This window comes from Microbacterium sp. P03 (assembly GCF_043556235.1).
GTDB lineage: Bacteria > Actinomycetota > Actinomycetes > Actinomycetales > Microbacteriaceae > Microbacterium.
Map to the genome: position 1 here is coordinate 587,804 of NZ_JBIGIM010000001.1, position 22,748 is coordinate 610,551.

A 22,748-nucleotide genomic window follows, 5' to 3' on the forward strand; every position below is an offset into this window, starting at 1 on the left:
CTCGTCGCGAGGCATCCGCTCTTCTCGTGGTGTGCGAAGCTGATCAGGTGCGGACCTGATCAGGCGCGGAGCCCGTCAGATCGACGGGCTCGAGACCGTCTCGGCTCGGTTCTCGTCTGCGGTCCAGTCGCCCGTGGCCAGGTAGACCACCTTCTTCGCGACGGAGACCGCGTGGTCGGCGAAGCGCTCGTGGTAGCGGCTCGCGAGCGTGGCGTCGACGGTCGCGCCCGTCTCGCCCTGCCAGCTGTCGCTGAGCACCTTCTCGAACACGCTGACATGCAGATCGTCGATCGCGTCGTCGTCGTTGCGGATCTCTTCGGCCAGCTCGAGGTCCTGGGTCTTCAAGAGCTCGGTGAGCTTGTGGGCCACGGCGACGTCGAGCTCGCCCATCTTCGTGAAGGTGCCCTTGAGCCCCTTCGGGATGGCGCGCTCAGGGAAGCGCATGCGCGTCAGCTGGGCGATGTGCTCGGCGATGTCGCCCATGCGCTCGAGCGAGGCGCTCACCCGGAGGGCAGTGACCACGACGCGCAGGTCGCGGGCCACCGGCTGCTGACGGGCGAGGATCTCGATGGCGAGCTCGTCGAGCGCGACGGCCTTCTCGTCGATGATGCTGTCATCGGCGATGACCTCTTCAGCCAGGGCCACGTCGCTCGTGCCGAAGGCGCGGGTGGCCTTGTCGATCGCGATCGTGACCAGCTCGGAGATCTCGACCAGTCGAGCCTGAACGTCTTCGAGTGTCTGATGGAATAGTTCGCGCATGGTGCGGCACCTCTCCTGTTGCGCGGGCACGCGTGAGTCACGCGATCGGCGGATATCGCCAGCGCGATTGTCGTCAGGGAAGGTTAACGAACGGTGCCGCGAGAGTGAATAGTAACCGGTCCGGCGGGCTGACAGACGGTGACGAGCGGGCGCCCGGATTCGCGCCGTCTACGCTGAAGACATGGAAACGACGCAGCTTGCGCTGCTCGCCCTGGTCGTCGGGGCGATCATCGGCAGCTCGGCGTCGATCATCGTCGTCGCTGCCCTGCGCGCTCGTGACCGTCTCCGCGCGGAGACGTCGCTGAGCATTCCCGAGGGCGTCCGTGATGTGCTGCATGTGATGGACGACGCCGCCGTCGTGGTCGACACCTCCTCGACGGTGCTCGCCGCCTCGCCGCCCTCCGCCCCCTTCGGGATGCTCGAGGGGGAGGTCCTGCACAGCGCGGAGCTGCGGGCGCTGGCTCGGCAGGCGCGGGGCACCGCGACCGCCGCCACCGCGACGATGCGACTGCGTCGCGGCGCCCCGCCCGCCGAGCCGCGCCTCGTCGCCGCCCGGGCGATGATGATCACCCCCCGACTCGCGCTCGTCGTCTTCCGCGACATCACCGAGCGCGAACGGGTGGAGGAGATGCGCCGGGACTTCGTGGCGAACACGAGCCACGAACTGAAGACCCCCGTGGGGGCGGTGATGCTGCTCGCCGAGGCGATCGAGTCGGCCGCCGACGATCCCGATCAGGTGCGCAAGTTCGTCGCACGGCTGTCGGCGGAGGCTTCACGACTGAGCGGGCTCACCTCGCGCATCATGAGCCTCTCCCGCCTGCAGGCGGCGGACGAACTGGACACCGACAGGGAGGTGTCGGTCGACGAAGTCGTCACCTCTGCACTCGAGGCGCACGCAATTCAGGCGACGTCGTCGGGCGTGGATGTGGTCCGCGGAGGCGAGCGCGGGCTGTATGTGCGCGGCGACGCCCAGGTGCTCAGTGAGGCGCTCGGCAACCTCATCGCGAACGCGATCGCCTACTCGCCCGCCGGATCGACCGTCGGGATCGGGGTGAAGGCCGCCGACGGTATCCTCGAGATCGCCGTCACGGACCGGGGCATCGGCATCGCCGAGGCCGAGCAGGATCGCGTGTTCGAACGCTTCTACCGTGCCGACCAGGCCCGGTCGCGGCGGACCGGAGGCACGGGACTTGGCCTGTCGATCGTGAAGTACGCCGTTCAACGACACGGCGGCGAGGTGAGACTGTGGTCACGCCCCGGTCGCGGGTCGACCTTCACCATCCGTCTTCCGCTGGTCGCCCGGCCGGACGATCAGCCGGACCGCAAGAAGAGGCGACCGGCCAAGAAGAAGAAGCAGAGCTACCCGCCGTCGGCGGCCGACACCGCATCCATGAAGGGCGGCACGGAGCAGTTCGTGTCGCCGAACGGAGAAACACCATGACCCGCGTTCTGATCGTCGAAGACGAACCCGATCTCGCCGACCCTCTGGCGTACCTGCTCAAGCGGGAGGGTTACGAGGTGGAGATCGCGGAGGACGGCCCGTCGGCCATCTCCACGTTCCACGAGCGCGGGGCCGACATCATTCTGCTCGACCTGATGCTGCCTGGCATGCCGGGCACCGAGGTCTGCAGGCAGATCCGGACCACGTCCAATGTGCCGATCATCATGCTGACGGCGAAGGACTCCGAGGTCGACATAGTCGTGGGTCTCGAGCTGGGAGCCGATGACTACGTCACCAAGCCGTACTCGTCGCGCGAGCTCCTGGCGCGCATGCGGGCCGTGCTCCGTCGCATCGCGACGTTGGATGCCGATCTCGATGAGCGCATCCTGCAGGCCGGCCGTGTGACCGTCGACATCGATCGCCACACCGTGTCGGTGGACGGTCGTGAGATAGCCATGCCGCTGAAGGAATTCGAGCTGCTCGAGGTGTTGATGCGCAACACCGGGCGGGTCCTCACGCGCGGCCAGCTGATCGACCGGGTCTGGGGCACCGACTACTTCGGAGACACCAAGACGCTGGATGTGCACATCAAGCGCATCCGGTCGCGCATCGAGCAGAAGCCGAGCGACCCGACCATGCTGGTGACGGTGCGCGGGCTGGGCTATCGGTTCGAGAGCTGACCGGGACGAGTCGCGTCAGGGGGCGAGCGGCCGGAGGTACGACAGCTGACCGTCGAGCACCGGCACGTACGTCGTGACGGTGTCGGCATCGCCCGACTGGAACGACATCTGCACATCGGTACCCGGAACGGCGTCGATGTCCTCCAGCGTGAGCGGCTCGTGGTCGTCCGATCCGAGGCTGACCACGCTGTTCGCGGGCACGCGAACGGACTTCGACACCACGCCCGGACCGAGGTCGATGTTGAGCACCTGCGCGTCCGAGGTCTGGTTGACGATCGCGGCCACGAGGTTTCCGACCGTGCCGTCCTCGTTCGCGACGATCAGCGCGTTGCGCACCTGGAGGGGACCGGAGTCGGGGATGTTCACACCCTCGGCGGCGGAGTACTCGATCGTCGTCGCCTGCGGCGAGATCAGAGCGCATCCGCTCGTTCCGACGAGGACGGCGACGCCCAGAGCGAGGGACGCGATCAGGCGCGATTTCACGGATCCTCCAAGAGAGCTTGCTGCTGTCCCTGCATTCTATGGGGTGCGGATGGCCGCCCGCTGGTCGCCCGGGCGCCGGCCGCGGCACCTTAGTGTATGCGCCCTGTGGTATCCTGGAGTTTGCCGAAAGGACACACCTGCATGCTTTTTGAGGTTGGCGAAACGGTCGTTTACCCCCATCACGGGGCGGCCACCATTGCGGAAGTCAAGACCCGCATCATCAGAGGCGAAGAGAAGATCTATCTCAAGCTTCGCGTCACTCAGGGTGACCTGACTATCGAGGTTCCGGCGGACAACGTCGACCTCGTGGGCGTTCGAGACGTGATCGGCAAAGAAGGACTCGAGCGGGTGTTCGAAGTGCTTCGCGCTCCCTTCACCGAGGAGCCGACCAACTGGTCGCGTCGGTACAAGGCGAACCTCGAGAAGCTCGCCTCCGGCGACGTCATCAAGGTCAGTGAGGTCGTTCGAGACCTGTGGCGTCGCGATCAGGACCGCGGTCTTTCTGCGGGAGAGAAGCGCATGCTCGCCAAGGCACGTCAGATCCTGATCTCCGAGCTCGCCCTGGCCGAGAAGACCGACGAAGAGCAGGCCGGCGTCGTCCTCGACGAGGTCCTCGCCAGCTGACCGGGCAGGCTAGATTCGAGGCGTGAGCATCACGCCCGTGCCTCGGACAGCCGTCATCGTCGTCGCCGCCGGCTCAGGCAGCCGGCTGGGTGCGGGTGCGCCGAAAGCGTTCGTCGGCATCGACGAGCACACCATTCTGCGCCACGCACTCGACGGCGTCCTGGCGGCGCCCACGGCGCAGGTCGTCGTCGTCGTGCCGGAGGACCGCGTCGGAGAGGCCCTCACCGACGCCGATTCGGCGGCGGGGGACCGTCGTGATCTCATGACGATCGTGGCGGGTGGCGAGACCCGGCAGAAGTCGGTGATGGCCGGCCTCGCGGCCGTGTGGCCCGACGTGGATGTCGTCCTCGTCCACGACGCCGCGCGCGCCCTCACCCCACCCGACGTGTTCGCCCGCGTGATCGACGCTGTGCGCGGTGGGGCGTCGGGCGTCGTCCCGGTGCTCCCGGTGATCGACACGATCAAGCGGGTCGACGCGGACGAGATCGTGGCCGCTGTGGATCGGTCGGAGCTGGCGGCGGCGCAGACGCCGCAGGGATTTCCGCGCAGGATCCTCGACGACAGCTATCGCGGCGTTGCGCAGGAGTACACCGACGACGCGGCGCTCGTCGCGGCCGCTGGTCACCGCATCGTGACCGTGCCGGGAGACGCCTCGGCCTTCAAGATCACCACGCCCGCCGATCTCGAAAGAGCGCGAGGGCTCATCACTCCTCGTCACACCGACCCCGATCGGGTGGCGGCCGGGCTGCCGCGGGTCGGTATCGGTACGGATGTGCACGCGTTCGGCGGCGACGGCGACCTGTGGCTGGGGGGCCTGCGGTGGGCGGACGAGCAGGCTCTCTCGGGGCACTCCGACGGCGATGCGATCGCGCACGCGATCGTGGATGCGCTGCTGGCGGCGGCCGGCCTCGGCGACATCGGCACGCACTTCGGCACGGATCGGCCCGAATATGCGGGTGCGCACGCCGAGGCCTTCCTCCGCCGCACTCGCTCCCTCCTCAGGGAGGCCGGCTGGGAAGTCGGCAATGTGTCCGTTCAGGTGCAGGCCAATCGACCGCGGTTCTCCGCCCGCCGACTCGAAGCCGAGGCGGTGATGTCGGCCGCGCTGGGCGGAGCATCCGTCTCCCTCAGCGCCACGACGACGGACGGCCTCGGCTTCACCGGCCGGGGTGACGGCGTCTCGGCGTTCGCCGTCGCGCTCGTCTTCCCGATCTGAGGGTCCGCCGCGGCACGCACGGTGACGGATCGATTCACAGGGTGCGCGTCATGAACACCGAGAACGGGTCGTCGACGTACGGCGGGAACGGTGGGCACCGCTGGAAGCCCTCGCTCTCGTAAAGACGTTGCGCGGGGAGGAAGTCCGGGGTCGAACCCGTCTCGAGCCACAGGCTGCGAACTCCCCGTCCCTCGGCTTCGGCGACGATGTGGCGCAGGATCCTCCGCCCGACGCCGGTTCCACGGAAGCGGTCGTGCACCCGCATCGACTTGAGCTCACCGCGGTCGTGATCGAGCATCGACAGCGCGCCGATCCCTGCCACGTGGTCGCCGATCCACGCGGACCAGAACGTGATGCGCGGCCCGCGCAGTGCGTCGACGTCGAGAGCGTGGACGCTCTCGGGTGGCGAGGTGTCGCGCATACCGTCGAGGTGAGCCGCGACCAGGGCACGGGTGTCCTCACCGCTGAGGTCGTCGAGACGGATGACGAGGTCGGTCACCTCATGCCTCCACGGCGAACGGGATCGGATCACGGGGACGCCTCGAGCCCCACGCGAGCAGAGTCAGGCCGCAGGCGAGCACGATCAACCCCGCCACCGCGAGAGCGCTGAGGCGCTCGTCGAGGACGGTGATCCCCAGCACGGCCGCGGTGAGTGGCTCGCCGAGCGTCAGCGTCGCGGCGGTGGCAGCGGTCAGGCCGCTCAGCCCCCATGTGAACAGGACGTACGCGATCGAGATCGTTCCCACTCCGAGCCAGAGCGCCATGACGAGTCCGGGCGTCGTCGCCAGCCACCGCAGGTCGACGAACGGCAGCGCACACGCACTGATGAGCGCGGAGCTCGCCCCCATCGCCCCGACCACCGTGAACGGATCCCAGCCCCCGTCGAGCAGCCGCCGCTGTGCGTTCGCGATGACCGCGAAGGTGGCGCCCGCCCCCACGCTGCCGGTGATCCCCACAAGGTCGGCCCCCGATGACGCTCCCGCCTCGCCGCCGAAGCCGAGCATGACGACGCCCACCGTGGCCAGCGCCGTCGCAGACATCCATGTGGCACGGGGCAGCCGGCGCGTCAGAGCCCATTCCAGGAGTCCGGCCAGGATGGGAGCGGAGCCGAGCGCGATCACGGTTCCCACCGCGACCCCGTTGCGGGCCGTGCCCAGGAAGAACAGCGGCTGGTACAGGGCGAGGCAGAGGCCGGTCGACGTCATCAGGAGGAGCGGACGGATGCCGAGGGCCGGGCGCGGCGCGGCCTCCGCCCGGCGTCGTGCGTGGCGCCGGGCGAGAGCGAAGGCGAGGACGGCGAGACCGCTCCCGCCGATGACCAGGCGCACCGCGCCGATCGACAGCGGTGTGGTGTCGTCGGGACCGAGCGCCTGCGAAGTGCCGGTCGTGCCGAACAGCACGGCGGCGGCGAGGACGGCGAGGACGGGGAACACCCCTCTGTTCTAGCCGATCGTCACACCCGGGTCGCGCACATACCCCGCCGGTAGGCTGGGTGGGTGACTGTTCGGCTGTACGACACCAAGGCGCAGGCCCTGCGCGACTTCGCGCCTGCGCGCGCCGACGACGTCACGATCTATGTCTGTGGACCGACGGTGCAGTCGGGGCCCCATATCGGGCATCTGCGCGGCGCGCTCGCGTTCGACATCCTGCGTCGATGGCTGGCCCACCGGTTCGGGAGGGTCACCTTCGTCCGCAACGTCACCGACATCGACGACAAAGTGCTCGCGAACGCCACCGCAGAAGAGCCCTGGTGGGCACTCGCGTACCGCATGGAGCTCGAGTTCACCCGGGCGTATGCCGCGATCGGCATCCTTCCGCCGACGTACGAGCCGCGCGCGACCGCATCGATCCCGCAGATGCAGGAGCTCATCGCACGGCTGATGGACGAGGGGCATGCCTATGCGGCGGCCGGCGACGTGTACTTCGACGTGCGATCGTGGAGCGAATACGGCTCGCTCACGCGCCAATCGCTCGACGCGATGGAACCGGCCGAGGACGCCGACCCGCGCGGCAAGCGCGACCCTCACGACTTCGCACTCTGGAAGGGCGCGAAGGGCGGCGAGCCGTCCAGTGCGGTCTGGGAATCACCGTGGGGAGCGGGTCGGCCCGGGTGGCACATCGAGTGCTCCGCGATGTCACGGCGTTACCTCGGTCCGCAGTTCGACATCCACGGCGGTGGCCTCGACCTGCGCTTCCCGCACCACGAGAACGAGCTGGCGCAGTCCACGGCAGCAGGAGACCCCTTCGCCCGCTACTGGGTGCACAACGGGCTCGTCACCGTGAACGGGCAGAAGATGTCGAAGTCGCTCTTCAACTTCGTGCTCGCACACGACGCCCTGCGAGACCGTGACCCGCTCGTCGTGCGGTACGCGCTCGGCGCGGCCCACTATCGATCCAACCTGGACGTCTCGGACAAGACCTTCGATGAGGCCGAGGCGGCACTGGAGCGCATCCGGACGTTCCTGCAGCGCGTCCGCCGCGACCCGGACGCGGATCCCGCCGCCCTGTCGCCGGGCGCCCTGCCCGAGACCTTCACGGCCGCACTCGACGACGACCTGGGCGTGCCCCAAGCGCTCGCCGTCATCCACGAGACCGTGAGGCGAGGCAACTCTGCCGTCGACGCGCACGATATCGACGGCGCCGTCGACGCGGCGCGCTCTGTCGTGGCGATGCTCGACATCCTCGGGCTGAACGGCCTGGGCGGCTTCGCGACCGCGGACGGCTCGGCCGAGGCATCCGCCCTCGACGCCCTGGTGCAGACGATGCTGCGCCAGCGCGCCGATGCCCGATCTGCGAAGGACTGGGCGGCCGCCGACCGCATCCGCGATGCCATCGCGGCGGCGGGCATCATGCTGGAAGACTCGACCGAGGGCACCTCGTGGTCCCTCGCCGCCGCCGCCGCCGGTTCACGTTCCGACGGCCCCATAGACACTGACTCACACACCAAGGAGAACTGATGGCCGGCAAGCCAGGGCGCCCGGGCGCCGCCAAGGGCAAGAAGGGCCCGCTCAAGGGCACGGGCGGCAAGAACAAGCGCTCACTCGAAGGCCGTGGGCCGACGCCGAGGGCGGAGGACCGCGCCTGGCACCCCGCCGGAAAGCGGAAGGCTGCCGAGGAGCGCTACGCCGCTGCGGGCGGGCGGGGCAAGCCCGGCCAGGCGCCGAGCGGCGGGCAGCGCCAGTCGCGGGCCAAGAAGGACGATGACACCGAGGTCGTCACCGGCCGCAACTCCGTGCTCGAGGCGCTCCGCGCGAAGATCCCCGCGACGGCTTTCTACATCGCGCAACGGGTGGAGATGGACGACCGCGTCAAGGAGATGCTGTCGATCGCCACCCACCGTGGCATCCCGGTGATGGAGGTCATGCGTCCCGAGCTCGACCGGATGGCCGGATTCGACGGCGTCCACCAGGGCGTGGCGCTGAAAGTGCCGCCGTACGAATACGCTCACCCGCAGGACCTCCTCGAGGAGATCATCGACAAGGGGCAGCTTCCGCTGTTCGTCGCTCTGGACGGCATCACCGACCCCCGCAACCTGGGCGCCATCATCCGTTCCACCGCCGCGTTCGGCGGACACGCGGTGATCCTGCCCCAGCGCCGGTCCGCGAGCGTCAACTCGGCGGCGTGGAAGACGAGCGCCGGTGCGGCCGCGCGCATCCCGGTCGCGATCGCCTCCAACCTCACGAGCATGCTCAAGGAATTCAAGAAGCAGGGGGTGTTCGTACTGGGGCTCGATGGCGGCGGCGACATCGCGCTTCCCTCGCTCCAGCTCGCCGACCGCCCGGTCGTGATCGTCGTGGGTTCTGAGGGCAAGGGGCTCTCTCGTCTCGTCACCGAGACGTGCGACCAGATCGTGTCCATCCCGATCGCGAGCACGACCGAGTCGCTCAACGCCGGGATCGCGGCATCCGTGGCGCTGTACCAGGTGGCCACCACCCGCGCCTCCTCGGAGTGACACCCGACTGATCCGTTCCATCGAACACATCCGCAGCATCCGCTCGTCGAAAGGGAGACCATGCCACGCATCGCCGTCATCGGAGGAACCGGCTACGCCGGACGCCACATCGTCGCGGAGGCCGTGGATCGCGGACACACCGTCGTGTCGGTCGCCCGGAAGGTGCCGTCGGAACGTGTCGAGGGCGCCACGTACATCGAGGGCACCCTGCTCGACGTACCGTCGCTGGTGAGCGAACTCGAGGGTGTGGACGTCGTGGTGTCGGCGGTGGCCGCGCGAGACGATATGCAGGGCTTCTTCCGCCCGGCGATCGCGGAGTTCGTGGGCTCTCTGCCGACGACGGTGCGCATCGGTGTGATCGGAGGCGCCGGGGGCAGCCTCGTCGCGCCCGGTGGTCCCCGACTCGTCGACACCGAGGGTTTCCCCGAGGAGTTCAAACCCGAGGCTCACGAGGCCTACGGTGTGCTCGAAGATCTGCAGGCCTCCGACTACGGCCACGACTGGTTCTACATCCACCCGGCCGGCGGCTTCGGCGCCTGGGCCGCGGGGGAGCGCACCGGCTCGTATCGCGACGGCGGAGATGTGCTGGTCACCGATGAGGCGGGCGAGTCGTTCATCTCGGGCGCCGATCTCGCGGTCGCTGTGCTCGACGAGATCGACGAGCCGCGGCACTCACGGGAGCGGTTCACCGTCGGCTACTGACGCCCAGGGCGCGCCGGCGCGGCGACTCAGACCAGATCGCGCCAGTCGACGCCCTCGTCGTCGTCGTCGAGAACCGGCTCTTCGTCATCGGAACCCGTCGTGATCATCGGGATCGACATCGTCTCGGTGGGTGGGCCCATGACGGTCGCCTCGTCGCGACGGTGTCGCAGCACATCGTCGATGTACGACGTGAGCACTTCGGCCAGGGGTACGGCGCGTCCTCGAGCCTGCGACATGTACCACCGGTGCTCGAGCACCTGGTGGTACACCTCGGCGGGCTCGAGCTTCGCACGCAGGTCGAAGGGGATCGCCTTGACCACGGGTTCGAATGCGCGGGTGAGCCATTCGTGGGCCACCATCTCCTCGTCGGAGCCGAGCCGTGAGATGCGCGCGCGGAACTCGTCGAGGTCGTTCAGCAGCCGTCTGGCCTGGTTCTCCTCGACGTCGAGCCCGGTCAGTCGGATGAGTCGACGCTGGTGGTGCCCGGCGTCGACCACCTTGGGCTGGATCGACACGCGCGTTCCGTCGGCGGTCGACTGGATCGACATCTCGTCGATGTCGAAGCCGAGTCCGTTCAGCCGCTGGATGCGCTCGGTGATGCGCCAGGCCTCGTCCGACGCGAACGTCTCCTGATCCGTCAGCGCCGCCCAGAGCGATGCGTAGGACGACATGATCCCGTCGGCGATGGCGACTGCGTCGACTCCGCCCTCGAGTCGTCCGCCCGCCTCGAGGTCCATGATCTCCCCGGCGATGTTGGTGCGGGCGATGTCGAGGTCGTGAGCACGCTGCCCGGGCGTGAGGCCGCCTTCGTGCAGCTCCCCAGTCTCGGCGTCGACGAGGTAGGCCGCGAACGCGCCTGCGTCTCGGCGGAACAGGGTGTTGGAGAGCGACACGTCGCCCCAGAAGAAGCCCACGTTGTGAAGTCGTACGAGAAGAGCGGCGAGGGCGTCGACCAGACGGGTCGCCGTGTCGGGCCGGAGCACCTGGGTGAACAGCGCGCGATACGGGAGGGAGAATTTCAGGTGCGCCGTCACCAGCGCTGCGGGCAGCACCGTCCCCGCGGCATCCGTCCGTCCTGCGATCACGGCGATGCGTTCGACGCACGGAACATCCAGTCGAGCGAGGTTGCCGAGCATGTCGTACTCGCGACGTGCCATCTCCTCGGTCGTTTCCTTCACCGCGATGACCCGTCCGGCGAGGCTCGAGAAGCGCACGAGGTGGCGGGAGAGTCCCTTCGGCAGGAAGACGATCTCGCTCGACGGCCATTCGCCGAGGGGGGTGGGCCAGGGGAGCGTCAGCAGGTCCGGATCGAAGGAACTCGCGGTGATGCTCAGTGCGTCAGGTGACATGCTTCTTCCCGTTAACCGGCAACGGCGCGAGTGGGTCTGTGACCCACCCGCGCCGTTGCCGTCGATCGAATATCAGGCCGCGGCGATCGCCCGGTCGGTCAGACGCTCGCCCGACTCGGCGTCGAACACGTGGACGTGTCCGGGCACGGCGGCCAGGATGACCGTGTCACCGGCGTTCGGGTGACGACGACCGTCGACGCGCGCGACGATGTCGGTGCGCTTGCCGTTCAGCTCTGCGTGACCATACAGGTAGCCGTCGGCGCCGAGCTCCTCGACGAGGTCGACGACCACGCTGAGACCCTTGCCGTCAGCCGGGCCGACGACGATGTCCTCGGGGCGCACACCGATCGTGACCTCGGAGCCGTTGGCCTTGCCGAGCACGTCCGCCTCGATGGGCACGTTGCCGTTGCCGAAGACGACGCCACCCTCGGTGAGGGCTGCGGGGAACAGGTTCATCGCCGGCGAGCCGATGAAGCCGGCGACGAAGACGTTGCGCGGCTTCTCGTACAGGTCGCGGGGCGTTCCGACCTGCTGGAGGAGACCGTCCTTGAGCACGGCGATGCGGTCACCCATGGTGAGCGCCTCGGTCTGGTCGTGCGTGACGTAGACGGTCGTGACACCGAGGCGGCGCTGCAGCGATGCGATCTGCGTGCGGGTCTGCACGCGGAGCTTGGCATCGAGGTTCGACAGGGGCTCGTCCATGAGGAACACCTGCGGCTGGCGGACGATGGCGCGACCCATGGCGACACGCTGACGCTGGCCACCCGAGAGGGCCTTCGGCTTGCGGGTCAGGTACTCCTCGAGGTCGAGCAGCTTGGCGGCTTCGAGCACGCGGGAGGCACGCTCTTCCTTGCCCACGCCGGCGATCTTCAAGGCGAAGCCCATGTTCTCTGCCACTGTCATGTGCGGGTACAGCGCGTAGTTCTGGAAGACCATCGCGATGTCGCGATCCTTCGGGGGGATGTCGGTGACATCGCGGTCGCCGATGAGGATGCGACCGGAGTTGACCTCCTCGAGACCTGCGAGCATGCGCAGCGAGGTGGACTTTCCGCAGCCGGACGGGCCGACGAGCACCAGGAACTCGCCATCGGCGACTTCGAGGCTGAGCTTGTCCACCGCGGCACGCGTGCCTCCGGGGTACAGGCGGGTTGCGTTGTCGAATGTGACGGACGCCATGATTGTTCTCCTTCACCGGCAGGTACGTGCCGGACGATCCGTAGTGAGGATGAGCGGACCGCAGCCCGCACGCCCATCATTGGACGCTCGATCATTATGGCACGGCAGCCTGACAAGCCGCCGGGCGGATCCGCGGCTTTTCCCGCGGGAGCGTCTGGGCATTTCCCAGATTGCCTGGTTAGCATCGGAGAGACCGCCTCACCCATGCGGCCCGCCGGAATACCGGCCCATTTCTCCAAGAGGTTCCATGTCGAGCGACGATCCCACAGATGTGCCCGTCCCCAGCGACCGCCGTGACGCGGTGCGCGAGAAGGCGCAGCAGCTGCAGGCCAAGCAGTCCCGAGCGCGTCTGCTCGGCCGGGCCTCGCTGATCATCGGGGTGGTCGCCGTCGTCGCGGTGGCGGCGGTCGTCGTCTCGTGGGCGTTCTCATCCGCGAGCTCGCAGCCCGTGCTGCAGCCCGTCAGCGGCTCCGGCGACGGTTTCGCCGTGACATCCGTGGCCGGCGTCACGACGAGCGTGGGGGGTGGCGCACCCGCCGCCGGTGAGACGCCGACGCCGACGCCCACTCCGGCCGCTGCGGAGGCCACCGCCGAGGCCACCCCTGCACCGACGGCCACCCGCGGCATGGTCGACATCCGCGTGTACGTCGACTACCTGTCCGTCGGATCGAAGGAGTTCCAGGCGGCCAACGTGCAGCAGCTGGCCAAATGGGTGGGGCAGGATGCCGCCACCCTGACGTACTACCCGGTCGCGATGCTCTCGGCGAAGTCGAACGGCACGAAGTACTCCCTGCGTGCCGCCAGTGCGGCTGCCTGCGTCGCCACCCACGCGCCCGACACGTTCTTCGCCTACAACAACGCTCTGCTCGCAGGACAGCCGGACGTCGACTCCGACGGGCCGACCGACCAGGATCTGGCGACGCTCGCCATCGCGAGCGGAATCAGTTCCGACAAGGCGAAGGACGTGCAGAAGTGCATCGAGGACGAGGCCTACGCCGTGTGGGCCCGGAACGCCACCGATCGCGCGCTCGACGGACTGCCCGACACCGATGACATCTCTTTGACGGGTACCCCTACCGTCCTCGTGAACGGTACGCCCTACGTGGGAGCGCTCAACGATCCGAAGGAGTTCGCGCAGTTCGTCCTCACGATCGCGAGCGACTCGTACTACAGCACCCCGACGCCGACCCCGTCGGTCTCGCCGACAGCAACGCCCACCCCGTCGAGCTGAGCCCCTTTCGGGGCGGAGCGTCGCGGACCGTTAGACTCGGTCCTCTGCCGACTTGGCGCAATTGGTAGCGCACCATACTTGTAATATGGGGGTTACGGGTTCAAGTCCCGTAGTCGGCTCCACATCGATGCGGTGTATCGCTCCTGCTCTGCGGGACGCTTGTCAATACCCGTGAGATAAATCCGACGATTGCCTACCGTGAGCGCACCGGTCGCCTTCCCCCGAGGCGCCGGCAGAGTCAGCAGACGATCCCTCGTCGGTTGATCGGCCACGTCGGGTCGCCGCTCAGCCTGCGGACTCCGGTCCGTCTTGCATGTCGTCTGGGTGAGCCGACGCGCAGGACGGACCGTCCTCCCGATGCGACGACGCGATGCCGCCTCATCTTCGGCTCAGCGTTTCCCCAGGGTGTGACAACGACCGGTCTTGTTCGCTATATTTCCATTCAGCTGACTGGAACTGGGGATGTCAGCCGATATGGGGGTATCTCGTGCGCGCGAAAGCTGACACGAACATCAAACTGGGGTCGTGGCGACGCGGAGCCGAACGGCCGCTCTGGACGTCGCCCGAGCCGGGGATGCACACCGGAACGCTGTCCGGAAAGGTCATCGGGCATGTGGTGGCGGCCGAGGGCGGATACATCGCCTTCAGCCGGGAACCGGCGACGCTCGGGTGGTTCGCCACGTTGGGCGCCGCACAGGACGCCGCCGTCGCCAGCGCATAGGCGGCCGCACGGCAGGATGGGGTGGTGCCCACCGCCGTCCGCCATCCCGCCTGGCTCGCCGTTGCGGGTGCGGTGCTCATCGGAGTGCTCACGGCCGCGCAGGCGCGGGTGAACGGTCAGCTGGGGCTCCGCCTCGGCGATGGCTTCGTGGCGGCGGCCATCTCGTTCGGGTCGGGGCTGGTCATCGTGGCCGTCCTGTCGGCCCTTCTTCCGGAGGGCAGGGCGGGCCTGCAGCGTCTCGTCGCGGGTGTCCGCGCCCGCAGCATCCCCTCGTGGATGCTGGCCGGAGGCGCGGCCGGCGCCTTCACGGTCGCGACGCAGGGCCTCACCGTCGGCGTCATCGGGGTATCGCTGTTCACCGTCGGCTACGTCGCGGGTCAGGTCGTCTGCAGCCTGACCCTGGACCGTCTCGGCTACGGACCCGGAGGAGCGGTGGCCGTCACCCTCCCACGCGTCGTCGGGGGAGGGCTCGCCCTGGTCGCGGTGGCCATCTCGCTCGCCGGCGGAGCGGGTGACGCGGTGCCCGTCTGGATGCTGGTGCTGCCGTTCCTCGTCGGGGCAGGTGTCGCCTGGCAGCAGGCCACGAACGGGCGACTTCGCGCCCGTGTGGGTACCGCGATCACGGCCACGTTCGTGAACTTCCTCGGCGGAACAGTGATCCTCGTCGTCGTGGCGGTGATCCACGTGGCCGTGGTCGGCCCGCCGCGCGCGCTCCCCGCGGAACCGTGGATCTACACCGGGGGTGCCCTGGGCGTCGTCTACATCTTCCTGTCAGCCGCCCTGGTCGCATACACCGGAGTTCTGCTGCTCGCCCTCGGAATCGTCGTCGGCCAGCTGTTCACCGCGGTGGTGCTCGACGCCGTCTGGCCGGCCGTGGCGAGCCCTGGACTCGTCACCGAGATCGCCATGGTCTCCGTTGCCCTGGTGGGCGTGGTCGTCGCCGCCGTCCCCTGGCGCCGAGCGCGGCGGCGGTGACGGAGACGTCAGTCGTGCGGCATCCGCGACAGGAACTGATGCGGGTCGACGGTCTTGCGGCGACCCTCCCGCTTCATCGGCGGCTTGCCGCCGACGTACAGCCAGCCGAGGAGCTTCTCGTGCTTCTTCAAGCCGTGGGCCTTCGCGACGGCCTTGGAGCGGGTGTGATGGCCGGAGCGCCAGAACACGCCCCATCCCGCCTCGTCCAGCAGGAGGCTCAGCATGTGCGCGACGCCCGAAGGCACCGTCTCCTGCTCCCACTCGGGCACCTTGTCGGTGCGGCGGTAGCTGCCGACCACTGCGATCAGCAGCGGTGCCCGAAGGGGCTTGGTGGATGCACCCTTGCGGCCCTCCGCCTTGTTCATCGCGCGTCCGAGGCGGTCGCGGTCGGCCCCGCGCAGCTCGATGAGGCGCCACGGCTTCATCGACGAATGATCGGCGACACGACCGGCCGCGGCGACGAAGGTCGCGAGCTCATCGCTCGTGGGCGCAGCATCCGTCACCTTCGACCAGGAGCGACGGTTCCGCATCGCCTCCAGAGCACTGCTCACGCGGACTCTTCCGGCGCGAAGTCGAGCGACAGCGAGTTCATGCAGTAGCGGTCGCCGGTGGGCGTGCCGACGCCGTCGGGGAAGACATGGCCGAGATGCGAACCGCAGTTCGCGCAGCGCACCTCGGTGCGCAGCATCCCGTGCGAGTGGTCCTCGATCAGTTCGACCGCCTCGGGCCGGACCGATTCGTAGAAGCTCGGCCACCCGCAGTGCGAGTCGAACTTCGTGCCGCTCTGGAAGAGTTCGGCATGGCAGGCCGCGCAGGTGTACAGGCCCGCCCGCCCCTCGTCGAGCAGCTCGCCCGTCCAGGCGCGCTCCGTTCCCGCTTGGCGCAGCACGGCATACTGCTCCGGGCTGAGCTCCGCCCGCCACTGGTCATCGCTCTTGTTCACCGAATAAGCCATCACGTCTCCTTCTGACACTCCATTCAACCCGACGCGCGGCAGGTCTCGGGCGCGCTCGCTCGGCATCGCCGGTGAGAATGGACAGATGAAGACGGATGCCGCGGCCGACGTCGCCGCCCGTTACGAGCGATTCGCTCAGGCGGAGGCACCCGGCCGGTCCGAGCTGTATGCGCAGTGGGCGGACGGCGTCGCCCGGGATGTCGACGTACAGCGGATCATCGCCCGGATCGCGCCGACACACCGGCAGCCGCCGCTCGTGTTCGCGGTGTCGCGCCTGCTCGGTGCACCGGAACAGGAATACGCGGCCTGGGCGGAGTGGCTGCGCCGGCACGCAGACGCCCTGATCGCGGAATGCGGTCGCCGCAGCCTCCAGACGAACGAGCCGCTCCGGTGCGCGGCGCTCCTCCCCGCCCTCGCCGCGATCGACGGTCCGCTGGCGCTCCTCGAGATCGGGGCCAGCGCGGGACTCTGCCTCTACCCCGACCGCTATTCGTACCGCTACACCGCTTCCGAGCGGGGATCGGCCGTCACCTGCCTCGACCCGCCCGACGGAGCGTCGAGCGTGACGCTGGAGTGCGACCTGCGCGGGGATCGGCTGCCGACGCTGCGCATGCCCGAGGTGGTCTGGCGGGCCGGCATCGACCTCCATCCCCTCGACGCCGCGGATGCCGCGGACCGCCGCTTCCTCACGACCCTGGCGTGGCCCGGCGAACAGGGGAGAGCAGCCCGCATCGACGCCGCGCTCGAGGTCGCGGCATCCGACCCGCCCCTGCTGGTGCGGGGTGATGCCACCGACCGTGCGGTGCTGGAGGCGGTCGCCGAGCAGGCTCCTCGACAGGCGACGCTGGTGATCACCACCCCGGGGGTGCTCCCGCACATCCCCCGCGAGGGACGGGGAAGACTGATCGACGCCGTTCGCTCCCTGCCCGCGCGGTGGGTGACGATCGACCCGCCGACCCTCCACTCCGAGTGGCATCCGGCGATCGATGCGTCGCGCTGTCACGGGTTCGTCCTGGGCCTCGACGGTGTGCCGCTCGCCGCGGTCGACCCACTCGGCGGGTTCGTGGAGTGGCGCGCGTGATCGGAGGGCGCTCCGGTCTACCGTGAAGACGTGCCCCTCACCGACCGCGATCGCGCCATGCTCGACTTCGAGGCCGCCTGGACGCGGCACGCGGGCGCCAAGGAAGAGGCGATCCGGGCGGAGCTGCAGCTCTCGCCGGCTCGGTACTACCAGCTGCTCGGCCGCCTGCTCGACACCGCCGACGCCCTCGAGTACGACCCGATGCTGGTCAAGCGCCTGCGGCGCATCCGGCAGAACCGGCACGACGCGGGCGTCGCGCGAACCGCGCTCGGTGGCGCCCCCGCCTCGCGGCACGGCTGATCGGGCGCGCAGGCACGGCCCGGTAGCATCGGGGGGTGTCGAAATCGCCCTACCCCAAGGACCGCTTCGATGACCTTCCCTCGGACTCGGGGCGCGTCGGTGCGCATCGGGCCGAGAACCCGCACATGCGCGGATGGGTGGTCTTCCTCTGGGCCGCCGTCGCCACGGTCGTGCTCATCGCGCTGGGCATCTTCGGAACACTGCTCGCGTCGGGCAGGGTCACGCTGTTCCCGACCCCCGCGCCGACGGTCGCTCCGCTGCCCTCGGTCACCCCGGTGATCGATACGACGTACTCCGTCATCGTGCTCAATGCCACCGGCGAAGACGGACTGGCCACGACCATGAAGGACACGATCGTCGCCGCCGGGTGGCCGGGCGACGCGGTGCAGGCCAGCTCGGCATCCACGACGGACTTCCCCACCACGACCATCTACTACGCCTTCCCGTCGGACGAGGCCGCCGCGGCGGGTCTCGCACAGGTCATCGGCGGCGCGGTGCTCGAGCAGAGTGCCGCCTACCAGCCGCTGGATGATGCGGGCACCGGCGACGTCGACGAGAGCCAGGCCAAGCAGCTCGCGGTGGTCATCGGCCTCGACCGCTCTTCGAACCCGCCGAGCGTCACGCCCACGCCCTGATCCACCGGCCGGATGCGGTCGGTGTTTCGCGGCGGTAAACAGTTCGATGCACGCGTGTCAACAGTGCCCGGACCGGCCGTTTCGGCGCGGAATCCCGCCATACGATGACCCTGTCGCACAGCAACAGGAGATTCGCATGACCCAGGGCACCGTCAAGTGGTTCAACGCCGAGAAGGGCTTCGGCTTCATCACCGTGGCCGATGGCCAGGACGTCTTCGTGCACTACTCGAACATCGACATGTCGGGGTTCCGAGTGCTCGAGGAAGGACAGGCCGTCGAGTTCACCGTCGGCGCCGGCCAGAAGGGCCCGCAGGCCGAGTCCGTCCGCGTCGTCTGATCGGCCGCACCCCGTCTTCGAGGGATGGATGCTGCGCCCTGCGTCGTCCGACACGCCGGGAGGCGGCATCCTCTCCCGTGGCTTGCACTCGCACTGGTCGAGTGCCAGAATGGAATTAGCACTCGGGTCATCTGAGTGCTAAAGACCATTCGCTACGTCCGGACCTCAGAGGTCCGGGAGGGACGACATACACATGGCAAAGATCATCGCTTTCGACGAAGAGGCCCGTCGCGGTCTCGAGCGTGGCCTGAACATCCTGGCTGACGCCGTCAAGGTGACGCTCGGCCCCCGCGGTCGCAACGTCGTGCTCGAGAAGAAGTGGGGCGCCCCCACGATCACGAACGACGGCGTCTCGATCGCCAAGGAGATCGAGCTCGACGACCCGTTCGAGAAGATCGGCGCGGAGCTCGTGAAAGAGGTCGCCAAGAAGACGGACGACGTCGCCGGTGACGGAACCACGACCGCTACCGTGCTCGCCCAGGCGCTCGTCAAGGAAGGCCTGCGCAACGTCGCGGCCGGCGCCGATCCCATCTCGCTGAAGAAGGGCATCGAGAAGGCCGTCAAGGCCATCTCGGACGAACTGCTCGCCAGCGCCAAAGAGGTCGAGACCAAGGAAGAGATCGCCGCGACCGCGTCGATCTCGGCCGCTGACCCCACGATCGGCGAGCTCATCGCCGAGGCCATCGACAAGGTCGGCAAGGAAGGCGTCGTCACCGTCGAGGAGTCGAACACCTTCGGCACCGAGCTGGAGCTCACCGAGGGCATGCGCTTCGACAAGGGGTACATCAACCCCTACTTCGTCACCGACCCGGAGCGTCAGGAAGCGGTCTTCGAAGACCCCTACATCCTGATCGCCAACCAGAAGATCTCGAACATCAAGGACCTTCTGCCGATCGTCGACAAGGTGATCCAGGAGGGCAAGGAACTCCTCATCATCGCCGAGGACGTCGAGGGCGAAGCTCTTGCGACGCTGGTGCTCAACAAGATCCGCGGCATCTTCAAGTCGGCTGCCGTCAAGGCGCCCGGCTTCGGCGACCGCCGCAAGGCGCAGCTGCAGGACATCGCGATCCTCACCGGAGGCCAGGTCATCACCGAAGAGGTGGGCCTCAAGCTCGAGAACGCCACGGTCGACCTGCTCGGCCGTGCTCGCAAGGTCATCATCACCAAGGATGAGACGACCATCATCGAGGGTGCCGGCGAGGCGTCGCTGATCGAAGGTCGCGTGACCCAGATCCGTCGCGAGATCGAGAACACCGACAGCGACTATGACCGCGAAAAGCTCCAGGAGCGTCTGGCCAAGCTCGCCGGTGGGGTCGCCGTCATCAAGGCCGGCGCAGCGACCGAGGTCGAGCTCAAGGAGCGCAAGCACCGCATCGAGGACGCCGTCCGCAACGCGAAGGCTGCCGTCGAAGAGGGCATCGTCGCCGGTGGTGGCGTCGCGCTCATCCAGGCAGGCAAGGTCGTCTTCGCCAAGCTGGAGCTCACGGGTGACGAGGCGACCGGCGCGAACATCGTCAAGGTCGCCATCGAGGCGCCCCTGAAGCAGATCGCTCTGAACGCGGGCCTCGAGCCCGGTGTCGTCGCGAACACCGTCGCAGGTCTGCCCATCGGTCACGGCCTCAACGCCGCGACCGGCGAGTACGGCGACATGTTCGCACAGGGCATCATCGACCCCGCCAAGGTGACGCGTTCGGCGCTGCAGAACGCCGCATCGATCGCCGGACTCTTCCTCACCACCGAGGCCGTCGTCGCCGACAAGCCCGAGCGCGTTGCCGCTCCGGCCGGCGACCCGACCGGTGGCATGGACTTCTGAGTTCACGCACGCAGTTCTGAGTCGACAGCAGGGCCTCTCCTTCGGGAGGGGCCCTGCTGCCGTTTGCCCGGGTGGTGGCGGGGCCCGGGGTCAGCGGAACAGGCTCGCGTTGAGCTGTTCGGCATCGGCATACTGCTGGCCTGCGGAGGCCAGCGCCGTGCTGATTCCCGTCAGCGACTCCTCGACGCGGCGCTGCGTCCCACGCCAGTCGTCGATCACGGTCTGGAACGCGACGGCCGCCTGACCGGTCCATGAAGACTGCAGCTGGGTGAGCTGCGCGAGCAGGGTGGAGGACTCCGCCTGCAGTCGATCGGCGGTGCTGCGGGCGGCGGCGGTGGCGGAGAGGACGGCGTCGCTGTCGACGGAGAAGACGGCCATGGTGTGCTCCTTCGGATCGGGGACCTGCGACCGACGATAGGCCGCATCGGCGCAGCAGCCGGCGCCCCGACCATCACCTGGGGAGCGATCGGTCTTCCGGCTCGGCGGGGAGGAGCGCCGCCCGGGGTGGCGGGCGTCCCCGCGCGTTCGCCGCCCGCCGCCGGGGGCGGGCGGCGGGGGAGAGGGTCAGAAGTCGGCGGTCAGCCGCGTCAGGGGCTGCGTGTCGATCATCAGCTGGTGCGAGGCGTCGGCGGGGTCGGCCAGCGGGAAGGCGACGCGGAACGTGGCCCCGCCGCCGGGCGTCTCACCCACCTCCACCGAGCCGTGCAGTGCTTCGACGATCGACGCCACGATGGACAAGCCCAGACCGGTGCCGCCCGTCTCGCGCGTGCGCGAGGTGTCGGCGCGCCAGAAGCGTTGGAAGATCTTGTCGCGGATCTGCTCGGGGATGCCCTCGCCGTGATCGATGACCTCCACCCACCCCATGCGCGCGGCCGCGTCGACGCCCACCTTCAGCTCGATGGGCGACTCCTCGGCGGTGAAGCGACGCGCGTTTCCGAGCAGATTCGTCACCACCTGGCGGATACGGTTCTCGTCGCCGAGCACGATGGGCGGCAGCCCCGCGGCGGCGATCGGCGCGGGGGACATGTCGATGGGAGCGACGGGGGGCATCTCGCCCGCGGTCGAGGCCTGGGTGGCGGAGACAGGGCGGGGTTTCCGACGGAGCATCGACAGGCCGGCGCCGGCTCGCGCGATCGCCGATGTCGACGGTCCGCCGCGGCGTTTGCTCCCACCGGCCGGCTCGTCGTCCTCGACGGGACCGATCGAGACCGACTCGTCCGCGACCTCCAGGGTGGTGTCGATGACCGTGACGGGCCGCTGAGGGGATGCCGCGCGGACGTCCATCGCCGCATCCCGCGCCACCGGCCGAAGGTCGACCGGACCGATCACGACGTCTCGACGCTCGTCGAGGCGCGCCAGGGCCAGGAGGTCCTCGACGAGCACACCCATGCGCATCGCCTCCTTCTCGATGCGCTCCATCGCCTGGGTGACGTCGTCGTCGGTGGTGATCGCACCCATCCGGTACAGCTCGGCGTAGCCGCGCACCGTGACCAGCGGCGTGCGCAGCTCGTGGCTGGCGTCGCCGATGAATCGGCGCATCTGACGCACCGTGGCATCGCGCTCCGACAGCGCACCGTCGATCCGGCCCAGCATCGTGTTTATCGCGATCTTGAGGCGACCGACCTCCGTGCCCGGCTCGATGTCGGTCATGCGCTGACTGAAGTCGCCGGCCGCGATCGACATCGCCGTCGTCTCCACCTGTCCGAGGTTGCGGAACGCGAGGGTCACCAGCGCGCGCGTCGCGAGGGCCCCCGCGATGATGATGATGATCGAGATGACCCCGTAGATGCCGAGGAACGACGTGACGACGCGATCGACCGGTGCCAGCGGCAACGCGATCATCTGCGTGTAGTTCGAGGCGACTCCCGGGATCTCCAGCACGTCCACGCTGGCCCGGTAGATCGCGCCCGTGTCGGGGTTGACCAGGTCGAAGGGAACCCGGCCCTGGATGAGTGCCTTGTCGAGCCCGTACTCCAGGGGGAACTCGGGCGGGTCCCCGGCGCCTCCTGCCGTGGCGATCCGTTCCCCCGTCGGGGCGTAGACGGCCAGGTAGAAGTCGGTCTTCACGGCGTCGTCCCGTTGCGCGAACGTCGCCGCGCCGTCCTGTGTGCCCACGGTGAGCAGACCGCTCGTGACATCCGTCGAGACGGTCTGCTGGAGGGTGGTCTCGAGGTTCTGGATGAGCGCCGTGCGCAGGAACGCCATGGTTCCCATGCCCGCGACGAACAGGCCGATGGCCAGGAGCGCGACGGTGACACCCGTGACCTTTGCGCGCAGGCTGATGCCACGCCACCAGCGGGTGACCGAGTCGGTCTTCT

At 68.8% G+C, this 22,748-nt stretch carries 25 protein-coding genes and 1 tRNA gene; 16 read left to right on the top strand and 10 right to left on the bottom strand.

Translation table 11 applies throughout. From position 1 onward, the window contains the following. Positions 1-75: 75 nt before the first annotated feature. A complete protein-coding gene (phoU, locus tag ACFXOO_RS02815) occupies positions 76-759 on the bottom strand; it encodes a phosphate signaling complex protein PhoU (protein ID WP_378837761.1) in 684 nt (227 codons plus the stop codon). A gap of 181 nt (positions 760-940) precedes the next feature. On the opposite strand from phoU, the gene ACFXOO_RS02820 reads away from it, so the two are divergent. Further along, positions 941-2,200 (top strand): sensor histidine kinase, encoded by a 1,260-nt coding sequence (locus ACFXOO_RS02820; RefSeq protein WP_378837763.1) that lies wholly within the window; start codon positions 941-943, stop codon positions 2,198-2,200. Beyond that, positions 2,197-2,880, top strand: a complete 684-nt coding sequence (locus tag ACFXOO_RS02825; RefSeq protein ID WP_378851755.1) for a response regulator — start codon at positions 2,197-2,199, stop codon at positions 2,878-2,880. Before ACFXOO_RS02820 ends, ACFXOO_RS02825 begins: the two co-directional genes overlap by 4 nt. Before the next feature lie 15 nt (positions 2,881-2,895). Here ACFXOO_RS02825 and ACFXOO_RS02830 read toward each other — a convergent pair whose 3' ends face one another. Then, positions 2,896-3,363 carry a DNA modification methylase gene (locus tag ACFXOO_RS02830; protein WP_378837768.1) on the bottom strand — a complete coding sequence of 156 codons (468 nt, stop codon included), beginning with the start codon at positions 3,361-3,363 and terminating at the stop codon, positions 2,896-2,898. A gap of 141 nt (positions 3,364-3,504) precedes the next feature. Here ACFXOO_RS02830 and ACFXOO_RS02835 point away from each other — a divergent pair, with 141 nt between their 5' ends. Further along, the gene (locus ACFXOO_RS02835; protein WP_378837770.1) at positions 3,505-3,987 is read left to right on the top strand and encodes a CarD family transcriptional regulator; all 483 of its coding nucleotides are present in this window, start codon (positions 3,505-3,507) and stop codon (positions 3,985-3,987) included. Positions 3,988-4,009: 22 nt separating this feature from the next. After that, entirely contained in the window at positions 4,010-5,203 is a 1,194-nt protein-coding gene (gene ispD, locus ACFXOO_RS02840; RefSeq protein ID WP_394562715.1) for a 2-C-methyl-D-erythritol 4-phosphate cytidylyltransferase, read from the top strand. 34 nt (positions 5,204-5,237) lie between these two features. On the opposite strand, the gene ACFXOO_RS02845 is transcribed toward ispD, so the two are convergent. Both ACFXOO_RS02845 and ACFXOO_RS02850 read right to left on the bottom strand, forming a co-directional pair. Beyond that, the gene (locus ACFXOO_RS02845; protein WP_378837776.1) at positions 5,238-5,702 is read right to left on the bottom strand and encodes a GNAT family N-acetyltransferase; all 465 of its coding nucleotides are present in this window, start codon (positions 5,700-5,702) and stop codon (positions 5,238-5,240) included. Position 5,703: 1 nt separating this feature from the next. Further along, positions 5,704-6,636 (bottom strand): DMT family transporter, encoded by a 933-nt coding sequence (locus ACFXOO_RS02850; protein WP_394562716.1) that lies wholly within the window; start codon positions 6,634-6,636, stop codon positions 5,704-5,706. Positions 6,637-6,699: 63 nt separating this feature from the next. Between ACFXOO_RS02850 and cysS the strand changes: the two genes are divergently transcribed. Genes cysS through ACFXOO_RS02865 form a run of 3 tightly spaced genes read left to right on the top strand, consistent with a single transcriptional unit; the run spans position 6,700 to position 9,857 of the window. Next, the gene (cysS, locus tag ACFXOO_RS02855; protein WP_394562717.1) at positions 6,700-8,160 is read left to right on the top strand and encodes a cysteine--tRNA ligase; all 1,461 of its coding nucleotides are present in this window, start codon (positions 6,700-6,702) and stop codon (positions 8,158-8,160) included. After that, complete coding sequence (rlmB, locus tag ACFXOO_RS02860; protein WP_378837783.1) at positions 8,160-9,155, top strand: 23S rRNA (guanosine(2251)-2'-O)-methyltransferase RlmB; 996 nt, start codon at positions 8,160-8,162, stop codon at positions 9,153-9,155. Before cysS ends, rlmB begins: the two co-directional genes overlap by 1 nt. A gap of 60 nt (positions 9,156-9,215) precedes the next feature. Beyond that, complete coding sequence (locus tag ACFXOO_RS02865) at positions 9,216-9,857, top strand: NAD(P)-dependent oxidoreductase (protein WP_378837785.1); 642 nt, start codon at positions 9,216-9,218, stop codon at positions 9,855-9,857. Positions 9,858-9,883: 26 nt separating this feature from the next. Here the strand turns inward: ACFXOO_RS02865 and ACFXOO_RS02870 are convergent, their stop codons facing one another. Together ACFXOO_RS02870 and ACFXOO_RS02875 are read right to left on the bottom strand one after the other, a co-directional pair. After that, entirely contained in the window at positions 9,884-11,206 is a 1,323-nt protein-coding gene (locus tag ACFXOO_RS02870) for a DUF4032 domain-containing protein (protein ID WP_378837788.1), read from the bottom strand. A gap of 72 nt (positions 11,207-11,278) precedes the next feature. Continuing rightward, entirely contained in the window at positions 11,279-12,382 is a 1,104-nt protein-coding gene (locus ACFXOO_RS02875; protein WP_378837790.1) for an ABC transporter ATP-binding protein, read from the bottom strand. 247 nt (positions 12,383-12,629) lie between these two features. Between ACFXOO_RS02875 and ACFXOO_RS02880 the strand changes: the two genes are divergently transcribed. From ACFXOO_RS02880 to ACFXOO_RS02895, 4 genes are all read left to right on the top strand, one after another. Then, positions 12,630-13,613, top strand: a complete 984-nt coding sequence (locus tag ACFXOO_RS02880) for a DsbA family protein (RefSeq protein WP_378851740.1) — start codon at positions 12,630-12,632, stop codon at positions 13,611-13,613. Between the two features lie 46 nt (positions 13,614-13,659). Continuing rightward, positions 13,660-13,735, top strand: a tRNA-Thr gene (locus tag ACFXOO_RS02885). Positions 13,736-14,100: 365 nt separating this feature from the next. After that, positions 14,101-14,334: a hypothetical protein gene (locus ACFXOO_RS02890; protein ID WP_378837796.1), complete on the top strand. Its 234-nt coding sequence runs from the start codon at positions 14,101-14,103 to the stop codon at positions 14,332-14,334. Positions 14,335-14,358: 24 nt separating this feature from the next. Next, positions 14,359-15,309, top strand: coding sequence for a DMT family transporter (locus ACFXOO_RS02895; protein WP_378851737.1), 951 nt, complete (start codon positions 14,359-14,361; stop codon positions 15,307-15,309). An 8-nt stretch (positions 15,310-15,317) separates the two neighbouring features. On the opposite strand, the gene ACFXOO_RS02900 is transcribed toward ACFXOO_RS02895, so the two are convergent. Further along, entirely contained in the window at positions 15,318-15,839 is a 522-nt protein-coding gene (locus ACFXOO_RS02900) for a nitroreductase family protein (RefSeq protein WP_378838622.1), read from the bottom strand. Between the two features lie 17 nt (positions 15,840-15,856). Then, a complete protein-coding gene (msrB, locus tag ACFXOO_RS02905; protein WP_378837802.1) occupies positions 15,857-16,264 on the bottom strand; it encodes a peptide-methionine (R)-S-oxide reductase MsrB in 408 nt (135 codons plus the stop codon). Between the two features lie 85 nt (positions 16,265-16,349). On the opposite strand from msrB, the gene ACFXOO_RS02910 reads away from it, so the two are divergent. From ACFXOO_RS02910 to groL, 5 genes are all read left to right on the top strand, one after another. After that, positions 16,350-17,345, top strand: coding sequence for a DUF2332 family protein (locus ACFXOO_RS02910; protein WP_394562718.1), 996 nt, complete (start codon positions 16,350-16,352; stop codon positions 17,343-17,345). A 30-nt stretch (positions 17,346-17,375) separates the two neighbouring features. Continuing rightward, on the top strand, positions 17,376-17,645 hold the full coding sequence (locus tag ACFXOO_RS02915) for a DUF3263 domain-containing protein (protein WP_378837807.1): 270 nt from the start codon (positions 17,376-17,378) through the stop codon (positions 17,643-17,645). Positions 17,646-17,680: 35 nt separating this feature from the next. Beyond that, on the top strand, positions 17,681-18,280 hold the full coding sequence (locus ACFXOO_RS02920; protein ID WP_378837809.1) for a LytR C-terminal domain-containing protein: 600 nt from the start codon (positions 17,681-17,683) through the stop codon (positions 18,278-18,280). Positions 18,281-18,416: 136 nt separating this feature from the next. Beyond that, positions 18,417-18,617, top strand: a complete 201-nt coding sequence (locus ACFXOO_RS02925) for a cold-shock protein (protein ID WP_378837812.1) — start codon at positions 18,417-18,419, stop codon at positions 18,615-18,617. 193 nt (positions 18,618-18,810) lie between these two features. Then, positions 18,811-20,430 (top strand): chaperonin GroEL, encoded by a 1,620-nt coding sequence (gene groL / locus ACFXOO_RS02930; RefSeq protein WP_378837814.1) that lies wholly within the window; start codon positions 18,811-18,813, stop codon positions 20,428-20,430. 90 nt (positions 20,431-20,520) lie between these two features. Here the strand turns inward: groL and ACFXOO_RS02935 are convergent, their stop codons facing one another. Next, a complete protein-coding gene (locus ACFXOO_RS02935; RefSeq protein WP_378837817.1) occupies positions 20,521-20,808 on the bottom strand; it encodes a WXG100 family type VII secretion target in 288 nt (95 codons plus the stop codon). Positions 20,809-20,994: 186 nt separating this feature from the next. Continuing rightward, a complete protein-coding gene (locus ACFXOO_RS02940; protein ID WP_394562719.1) occupies positions 20,995-22,635 on the bottom strand; it encodes a sensor histidine kinase in 1,641 nt (546 codons plus the stop codon). Positions 22,636-22,748: the final 113 nt, after the last annotated feature.

Coding starts and splice junctions, on each gene's coding strand:
- ACFXOO_RS02875 (WP_378837790.1), bottom strand. CDS start 12,382: ATGGCGTCCGTCACATTCGACAACGCAACCCGCCTGTACCCCGGAGGC.
- ACFXOO_RS02900 (WP_378838622.1), bottom strand. CDS start 15,839: ATGCGGAACCGTCGCTCCTGGTCGAAGGTGACGGATGCTGCGCCCACG.
- ACFXOO_RS02935 (WP_378837817.1), bottom strand. CDS start 20,808: ATGGCCGTCTTCTCCGTCGACAGCGACGCCGTCCTCTCCGCCACCGCC.
- ACFXOO_RS02925 (WP_378837812.1), top strand. CDS start 18,417: ATGACCCAGGGCACCGTCAAGTGGTTCAACGCCGAGAAGGGCTTCGGC.
- ACFXOO_RS02870 (WP_378837788.1), bottom strand. CDS start 11,206: ATGTCACCTGACGCACTGAGCATCACCGCGAGTTCCTTCGATCCGGAC.
- ACFXOO_RS02910 (WP_394562718.1), top strand. CDS start 16,350: ATGAAGACGGATGCCGCGGCCGACGTCGCCGCCCGTTACGAGCGATTC.
- rlmB (WP_378837783.1), top strand. CDS start 8,160: ATGGCCGGCAAGCCAGGGCGCCCGGGCGCCGCCAAGGGCAAGAAGGGC.
- ACFXOO_RS02835 (WP_378837770.1), top strand. CDS start 3,505: ATGCTTTTTGAGGTTGGCGAAACGGTCGTTTACCCCCATCACGGGGCG.
- ACFXOO_RS02825 (WP_378851755.1), top strand. CDS start 2,197: ATGACCCGCGTTCTGATCGTCGAAGACGAACCCGATCTCGCCGACCCT.
- ACFXOO_RS02820 (WP_378837763.1), top strand. CDS start 941: ATGGAAACGACGCAGCTTGCGCTGCTCGCCCTGGTCGTCGGGGCGATC.
- msrB (WP_378837802.1), bottom strand. CDS start 16,264: ATGGCTTATTCGGTGAACAAGAGCGATGACCAGTGGCGGGCGGAGCTC.
- groL (WP_378837814.1), top strand. CDS start 18,811: ATGGCAAAGATCATCGCTTTCGACGAAGAGGCCCGTCGCGGTCTCGAG.
- ACFXOO_RS02880 (WP_378851740.1), top strand. CDS start 12,630: ATGTCGAGCGACGATCCCACAGATGTGCCCGTCCCCAGCGACCGCCGT.
- phoU (WP_378837761.1), bottom strand. CDS start 759: ATGCGCGAACTATTCCATCAGACACTCGAAGACGTTCAGGCTCGACTG.
- ACFXOO_RS02865 (WP_378837785.1), top strand. CDS start 9,216: ATGCCACGCATCGCCGTCATCGGAGGAACCGGCTACGCCGGACGCCAC.
- ACFXOO_RS02940 (WP_394562719.1), bottom strand. CDS start 22,635: ATGGCGTTCCTGCGCACGGCGCTCATCCAGAACCTCGAGACCACCCTC.